A 7,637-nucleotide genomic window follows, 5' to 3' on the forward strand; every position below is an offset into this window, starting at 1 on the left:
CTCATTGAGCGGTCCAGCCGCCGTCGACGGCCAACGACGTACCTGTGACAAAACTGTTGTCGCACAACCACAGCACGGCGTCGGCGACCTCGGAGGGCTCGATCAGCCGCTTGACGGCGCTGCGCTGGAGGAAGACCTGCGACGAGACCTCGTCCTCGGAGATGCCGTGCACGCGCGCCTGGTCCGCGATCTGCTTCTCCACCAACGGAGTCCGCACGTAGCCGGGCGCCACGCAGTTCGACGTGACCCCGTGCGGCGCGCCTTCGAGCGCGGCGACCTTGGAGAACCCCTCCAGGCCGTGCTTCGCGGCGACGTAGGCCGACTTGAACGCGGACGCGCGCAACCCGTGCACGCTGGAGATGTGGACCAACCGGCCCCAGCCGGCGTCGTACATGTGCGGAAGGACGTGCCGCGTGAGCCGGAACGCCGCCCCCAGCATCAGCTCGACCATCGCCGAGAAGCGCTCGGCGGGGAACTCGTGGATGGGCGCGACGTGCTGCACGCCCGCGTTGTTGACGAGGACGTCGATCTCGGTGGGCAGCGCCGCGACCGGTCCGGTCAGGTCGAGGACGTGCCCGGTCCCGCCGAGCTCGGCGGCGAGCGGGAGCACCTGCGGATCGCGGTCGACCAGGTGGACCTTGGCGCCCTCGGCGGCCAGCGCGCGGGCGCAGGCCAGGCCGATGCCGCTCGCGGCTCCGGTGACCAGCGCGGTGTGACCCGTGACACTCGACATGTCCGGAAACGGTAGGCGTCACAGGCCGTGATCGACATATGGCGGCCCCACACAACGCCTGGTCACCGCGTGGAGTTAGCCAACATTTAGCGTGGAGGAGGCATAGGCCGCAAACAAGTGGGTATAGAGGCGTAAGCTCCCGTCACCTGAACGGGGGAAGATCGCTCAAGGGGGATTCACCATGTCCACGACGCCCATCTACGACGACCTCCTGCGCGAGCTCGACGAGATCGCACAGGAGGCCGGTTTGACCAGCTCGGAGGCAGTGCCCGAGCCTGCCGAGTAGTTACTTCGGAGGGGCGATCAGCTCGGCGGGCACCGGCTCGTCCTTGCTGATCAGGTCGAAGAGCTGCGAGGCCTTCTCCTTGTTCCACTGCACGACCGAGCCCGCACCGGGCACCGTCGGCGTGGAACCGACCGGCACCGTGCCGCTCGTCGCCTCGCTCATGTTGAGCGCGACGCTCGCCAGGTGCCACACGTGGTCGTCCTCGTTGACCGACACCGAGCCCGAGGCCGCGTTCATCAACGGGATGACGCGGAACGGGTTCGCGAGCGTGGCCGGGCTCTTCACCTTCTCGAACAACGCGGACAGGAACTTCCGCTGGTTCTGCACCCGCTGCAGGTCAGCGGTCGCGAACGCGCGCGTCCGGACGAAGCCGAGCGCCTGCGGCCCGTCGAGTTCCTGGCAGCCCGCGGGCAGGTCGATGCCGGCCAGCGGGTCCTTGATCGGCTCGTCGAGGCAGATGTCGACACCGCCGACCGCGTCGACCATGTCGGAGAACCCGCCGAAGCCGATCTCCATGTAGTGGTCGATCCGCACGCCGGTCGCACCCTCGACGGTCCGCACGAGCATCTGCGGCCCGCCGAACGCGTAGGCCGCGTTGACCTTGTTGCGGCCGTTCTCCGGGATCGAGACGTAGGAGTCACGCGGAATCGACACCAGCACGGGCTTCGCGGCGCTGTTGTCCGGCAGGTGCAGCATCATGATGGTGTCGGTGCGCCGGCCGGCCGCGTCACCGGTGGCGAGCGCGTCCTTCTGCTCCTGCGTCAAGCCTTCCCGCGCGTCCGAACCGACGAGCAGCCACGTGGTGCCCGGCGTCTCCGCGGGACGGCCCTCGTAGTCCGGCAGCGCGTTGATCCGGGTCAGCGTCGAGTCGACGTAGAACCCGAAGCCGACGGCACCCAGAACCAGGACGAGCAGCAGCACCAGGATGACGCGTCCAGGACGCCTCTTCTTCTTCATCGGCCGCTGCGGCGGCATGGGACGCCGCGGCTGCTGGTAGCCGTGGTGATACCCAGCGCTCATGTGTCGCCAACCCCGATCGCATTAGTTTCGCTTTGCACCTAGGGACGCGGCTCGTCCGTCCAGGTTGCGAGGAAACCTACCGGGGCGGCAGCACCAACGTCTCGAAAAGGCGGCTGACCTCGGCCGACGGGTCTTCGGTGAATCCCGTGTGCGCGGGCGAGGTCTGCACGATGGTACTGCGCGGCGCCGTCAGCCACCGGAACCGCTGCCCCACCGTCGTCCTGCTGACCGGACCGGCCTCGGGCGTGCCGTCGCACGAGCCGGCGAGGTGCCTCAGGCTGCTTTCGAGCGTCTCGACGTCGAGCCGCGGGTCGAGTGCGCGCAGCCGATCACCGTCCACATAGGTCTTCGCGCACAGGAAGTCGAGCGCGCGGCAGTAGACGATGACGCCGACGTTCATGAACTCGCCACGCTCCTGCCGCGGTACCGCCCGCAGCAGCGCGTACTCAAACACGTGCGGCACGCGCGGCCTCCAGCGAGTCGACCCAGCCGCGGTTCGCGAGGCGGTAGGTGAAGAAGTCCTTGTAGCGCTGACGCAGTTCGGCCGGGTCGCCCTCCAGCCACTCGTCCGGAACGAGCGCGAGCACCTCGTCCAGCAGCTCCGGCGTGATCCTCGCGGTCAGCTCGGCGTCCACTTCGGACAGCGACCCCGCGTTCGGCAGCATCGCGTGGTCGGACGGGTCGAACCGGAACTCCTTGGTGGCGGGCTTGTCCTGGCTCCACGAGTAGTGGAAGTACAGCGCGGCGCCGTGGTCGATCAGCCACGGTTCGCGGTGCCACAGCAGCATGTTCGGGTTGCGCCAGCTGCGGTCCACGTTCAGCACGAGCGCATCGAACCACAGCAGCCTCGTCGCCAGTTCGACGCCCGGATCGCGCACGACCGGGTTGTAGTCGAACGAGCCGGGCAGGTAGTCGAGGCCGAGGTTGAGGCCGCCGCTGGCCCGCAGCAGCTCCTGGACCTCCTGGTCGGGTTCCGCGCGCGCCAGCTCACGATCGAGGTGCACGAGCACGATCTCGGGTATGCGGAAGCCCAGCCGCCGGGCCAGCTCGCCGACGACGACCTCGGCGACCAGCACCTTCACGCCCTGCCCGGCGCCGCGGAACTTCACCACGTACATGCCGAGGTCGTCGGCCTCGACCAGTCCCGGCATCGACCCGCCCTCGCGGAACGGGGTGACGTACCGGGTGGCCGTGACCTCCCTCAGAGAACTCCCTGCCACATTCACCGGGGCATGATCACACGGAAGCCCGCTCGAAGCCGAGCAGGATTCCGCGTGATCAGCACAAGCGCGTCAGCCCAGTCGCGCCGGCAGCACGCAGACCGGGATCTCGGTCTTCAACGGCGTCCCGGACGGCGTGAGCTCGCCGGTCGCCCTGTCCACCGCGAACGACGTGACCAGGCTCGAGTTCTGGTTGGCGGCGAAGAGGAACGACCCGGTCGGGTCGAACGTGATGTGCCGCGGGTACTTGCCGCCGGCCGGCGTCGTGCCGACCAGCGTCAGCTGCGCGCCGTCGACCGCGAAGTGCGCCACGCTGTCGTGGCCGCGGTTCGACAGGTAGACGTACCTGCCGTCGGCCGAGACCAGCACCTCGGCCGGGTAGTTGCGCTCGGTCGCGGGCGGCGCGGTCTTGAGCACCTGGCCCGGCGTGAGCTTCCCGTCCGCATAAGCGCAGGCCACGATCGTCGAGTCCAGCTCGTTCGCGACGTACGCGGTCTTGCCGTTCGGGTGGAACGCGATGTGGCGCGGTCCGGCACCGGGCGCGAGCTTCGCCGTGGAGACGAGCTGGAGCCGGCCGTTGAACGAGTAGAAGAACACCGAGTCGGCGCCGAGGTCGACCGCCGCCGCGTACCTGCCGGCCGGGTCGAACACGATGTGGTGGGCGTGCGGGCCCTCCTGGCGCTCCGGGTCCGGGCCCGAACCCTGGTGCTGCACCTTCTGCGTGCGCGCGCCCAGGCTGCCGTCGGCGTTGATCGGGAAGACGCTCAGCGACCCGGACGAGTAGTCCGCGGTGATCAGGTGCTTCCCGGACGGGTCGAGCGTCAGGTGGCACGGGTCGGCGCCGCCGGTCGCCTGCTTGTTGATGACCTTGAGCGTGGCCGCGTTGATCGCGGTGACCTCGCCCTTGGTGTTCTCGTTGACCGCGTAGAGGAACCGGCCGTCACGCGACTCGACCACGAACGACGGGTTGACCACGCCCGGGATCACGCCCGTCGTCTTCAGCCGGCCGTTCGCGGTGTCGTACGTGCCGACGCCGATGCCCTTGGCACCGCCGTTCCACGTCGTGTACGCCCCGAAGAACACTCTCCTGGTGGCAGGTGCCGCCTCAGCGGTTCCTCCGGTCATCAGCAGTCCAGCTCCCACGCCCATGGCTCCGAGAAAACGTCGCCGGTCCACACCCACGTCCGCACCTCCGGTAGTTCTTCGGCGGCGGTGCGACCAACCCTGGACCAGACCACTGGGGCGATGCAACACATGCGTCCAAGATTGCGCCTAGCGCAACGGGTCGTGCTCGATCAGCCGGGCCTTCTCGGCCTCGAGGTCGTAGGCGGGCGGCGGGAACTCCGGGTTCATCTCGCGCAGCGTCTCCAGCAGCAGCCGGCTCACGGCCCAGTTGCGGTACCACTTGCGGTCGGACGGGACGGCGTACCAGGGCGTGTCCGCGCAGCTCCGCAGCATCTGGGTGTACGCGTCCTGGTACTTCGACCACTTGGAACGGACGTCGATGTCGGCGGGGTTGTACTTCCAGTTCTTGCTCGGGTCGTCGAGGCGGGCGAGCAGCCGTTCCTTCTGCACCTCCGGCGAGATGTGCAGGAAGCACTTGACGAGCGTGACGCCGGAGTCCGCGAGCTCCTGCTCGAACGCGTTGATCTCCTTGTAACGAGCGCGAACCTCCGCCGCCGTGAGCAGACGTTCTACTTTGGGCACGAGGACGTCCTCGTAGTGGGAACGGTCGAACGCGCCGATGCGGCCCTTCTCCGGCAGGGCCTTGCGGACGCGCCAGAGGTAGTGGTGCCGCAGCTCGGCGGCGGTCGGTTTCTTGAACGACGCGATGTGCACGCCCTGCGGGTTCACCAGGCCGACGACGTGGCTGACCACACCACCCTTGCCGGAGGTGTCCATGCCCTGCAGCACCAGCAGCACCGAACGGGTGCCCTCCGCGTACAACGCCTCCTGGAGGCCGTCGAGCTCGGTTCCGGTGGCGGTGAGGTCCTCGGCCGCCTCCTTCTTGCTCTGGGGACCGATCGGGCGGCCGGCGGGGTCGAGGGTGGAGAGATCCACCGCGTCGAGCCGGAGAGCGTCACGAACCGACTTCTTCGCCATCATCTGACCGTAGCGATTCACCGTCGATTCCGCCCGCTGTGCAAAGAACAACCACCGATGGATGAATCTACGCAACGAACTGAGGCAAGGCGCAATGCTTCACGGCTGAATTCGCTGGTTCCGGACCCTAGCCTTGGAGGATGACCGCCATCGCTGACCACCACACCGCGGGCACCCCGAACTTGGCTAGCGCGGACTACATCGCACTGGACGACGAGTGGAGCACCCACAACTACCACCCGCTGCCGGTGGTGCTCTCGCACGGCGAGGGGGCGTGGGTCACCGACGTCGAGGGCCGCCGCTACCTCGACTTCCTGTCCGGCTACTCGTCGCTCAACTTCGGGCACCGCCACCCCGCCCTGGTGGCCGCCGCCGTCGAGCAGCTCGGCCGCGTCACGCTGACCAGCCGCGCGTTCCACCACGACCAGTTCGGCCTGTTCTGCCGCGAGCTGGCGGCGCTGACCGGCACCGAGATGGTGCTCGCGATGAACTCCGGCGCCGAGGCCGTCGAGTCCGCGATCAAGGTCGCCCGCAAGTGGGCCTACCGGGTCAAGGGCGTGCCGGAGGGCACCGCCGAGATCATCGTGGCCGGGTCGAACTTCCACGGCCGCACCACGACCATCGTGTCGTTCTCGACCGACGAGACCGCGCGCAACGACTTCGGCCCGTTCACGCCCGGCTTCAAGGTCGTCAAGTACGGCGCCCTCGACGAGGTCGAGTCCGCGATCTCACCGCGCACCGCCGCCGTGCTGATCGAGCCGATCCAGGGCGAGGCCGGCGTCGTCGTGCCGCCCGCCGGCTACCTCGCCGGCATCCGCCGCCTGTGCGACGAGAACAACGTCCTGATGATCGCCGACGAGATCCAGTCGGGGCTCGGCCGCACCGGCGAGCTGTTCGCCCTGGACCACGAGGGCGTGCGCGCCGACCTCTACACGCTCGGCAAGGCGCTGGGCGGCGGCATCCTGCCGGTGTCCGCCGTGGTCGGGTCCCGCGCGGTGCTGGGCGTGCTGAAGCCCGGCGAGCACGGGTCGACGTTCGGCGGCAACCCCCTCGCCTGCGCCGTCGGCCGTGCGGTCGTGCGGCTGCTGGAGACCGGCGAGTTCCAGGAGCGCTCGCGCGAGATGGGCGCGTACCTGCACGCCGAGCTGACCAAGCTGGTCGGCCACGGCGTCGCCGAGGTGCGCGGGCGCGGGCTGTGGGCGGGCGTCGAGATCGCGCCGGGCGGTCCGGTGGGCCGTGCCGCCTCCGAGGCGCTGTCCGCGCGCGGAGTGCTGTGCAAGGAGACGCACGCGTCGACGTTGCGCGTCGCTCCCCCGCTGGTGATCACGCGTGACGAGATCGACTTGGGCGTGCGGGCGATCGCGGAGGTCGTTCGTCCCGATTTGGGGTGATTTGCGCGTCTGACCAGGTCACAAATGCGGCGGACGAGCCTCCTGGTTCGTCCGCCGCAGGCATGATGGCTCTTATGGGTGAACGGGTTCGCGCTGAGGCCGCCGCGGCTCTGGGCCGCTGGGTGGAGCCGGAGGAGATCTACGCGGAGGGTCGCGCGCTGCGGTCCTCTGTGGACTTCAAGGCGCACCGGGCGATGTCGCTCGCCCCCCGGCGCCCGTCCGTGCTGGAGTTCGTGCGCGCCAGCAACGAGGGACGCCTGGAGCACCTGGTCCCGTTGCGGATCGGCCGGATGCTCGCCAACCCGTTCGCGTTCTTCCGCGGTTCCGCGGGCCTGCAGGCGGGCGATCTCGCCGCCGGGTGCGCGACCGGGCTTCACGCTCAGTTGTGCGGTGATGCACACGCAGCGAACTTCGGCCTCTACGGCACTCCCGAGGGCCAGATCGTCATGGACATCAACGACTTCGACGAGACGCTGCCGGGTCCGTGGGAGTGGGACCTCAAGCGGCTCGTGGCGTCGCTGGTGCTGGCGGGCCGCGTCGGTGGTGTGTCGGACAAGGGCTGCCGCGACGCCGCCGAGGACGCCGTGAGCGCGTACCGGAGCACGATCAAGCACCTCGCGGAGATCCCGTTCATGGACTCTTGGACCGCTCTGGGCGACGAGTCCACGCTGTCGAAGGTCAAGGCCGACGACCTGCTCAACGACTTCTCCAAGGCCGCCGAGAAGTCGCGCAAGAACACCAGCGCCCGGTTCGCCGCGAAGTGGACCGCGCACGACGGCGAGAAGTGGCGGTTCGTCACGAACCCGCCGACGTTCACCGACGTCACGCCTTCGACGGCCGACGCCGTGATCGGCGCGCTTCCGTCCTACGTGAACAGCCTGCGC

The 7,637-nt window shown here is 69.0% G+C and carries 8 protein-coding genes; 2 read left to right on the plus strand and 6 right to left on the minus strand.

Features of this window, described 5'->3' with window-relative positions:
• Position 1 precedes the first annotated feature (1 nt).
• The 6 genes from VM306_RS35060 to VM306_RS35085 form a co-directional block, all read right to left on the minus strand.
• Entirely contained in the window at positions 2-733 is a 732-nt protein-coding gene (locus tag VM306_RS35060) for a 3-hydroxybutyrate dehydrogenase (protein WP_325522633.1), read from the minus strand.
• Positions 734-1,019: 286 nt separating this feature from the next.
• Positions 1,020-2,039: an LCP family protein gene (locus tag VM306_RS35065; protein ID WP_325522635.1), complete on the minus strand. Its 1,020-nt coding sequence runs from the start codon at positions 2,037-2,039 to the stop codon at positions 1,020-1,022.
• 76 nt (positions 2,040-2,115) lie between these two features.
• Positions 2,116-2,502, minus strand: a complete 387-nt coding sequence (locus VM306_RS35070; RefSeq protein ID WP_325522638.1) for a DUF3037 domain-containing protein — start codon at positions 2,500-2,502, stop codon at positions 2,116-2,118.
• Positions 2,486-3,265, minus strand: a complete 780-nt coding sequence (locus VM306_RS35075; RefSeq protein ID WP_325522640.1) for a HipA family kinase — start codon at positions 3,263-3,265, stop codon at positions 2,486-2,488. The genes VM306_RS35070 and VM306_RS35075 overlap by 17 nt, the downstream gene beginning before the upstream one ends.
• A gap of 66 nt (positions 3,266-3,331) precedes the next feature.
• Positions 3,332-4,384 (minus strand): lactonase family protein, encoded by a 1,053-nt coding sequence (locus VM306_RS35080; protein WP_325522642.1) that lies wholly within the window; start codon positions 4,382-4,384, stop codon positions 3,332-3,334.
• A gap of 147 nt (positions 4,385-4,531) precedes the next feature.
• A complete protein-coding gene (locus VM306_RS35085; RefSeq protein ID WP_325522644.1) occupies positions 4,532-5,362 on the minus strand; it encodes a PPK2 family polyphosphate kinase in 831 nt (276 codons plus the stop codon).
• Positions 5,363-5,502: 140 nt separating this feature from the next.
• Between VM306_RS35085 and rocD the strand changes: the two genes are divergently transcribed.
• Positions 5,503-6,753, plus strand: a complete 1,251-nt coding sequence (gene rocD / locus VM306_RS35090) for an ornithine--oxo-acid transaminase (protein WP_325522646.1) — start codon at positions 5,503-5,505, stop codon at positions 6,751-6,753.
• Between the two features lie 74 nt (positions 6,754-6,827).
• Positions 6,828-7,637: DUF2252 family protein (locus tag VM306_RS35095; RefSeq protein ID WP_325522648.1), on the plus strand; the 810-nt coding region annotated here is incomplete at its 3' end.

The organism is Lentzea sp. (assembly GCF_035525475.1).
Classification (GTDB): Bacteria; Actinomycetota; Actinomycetes; order Mycobacteriales; family Pseudonocardiaceae; genus Lentzea.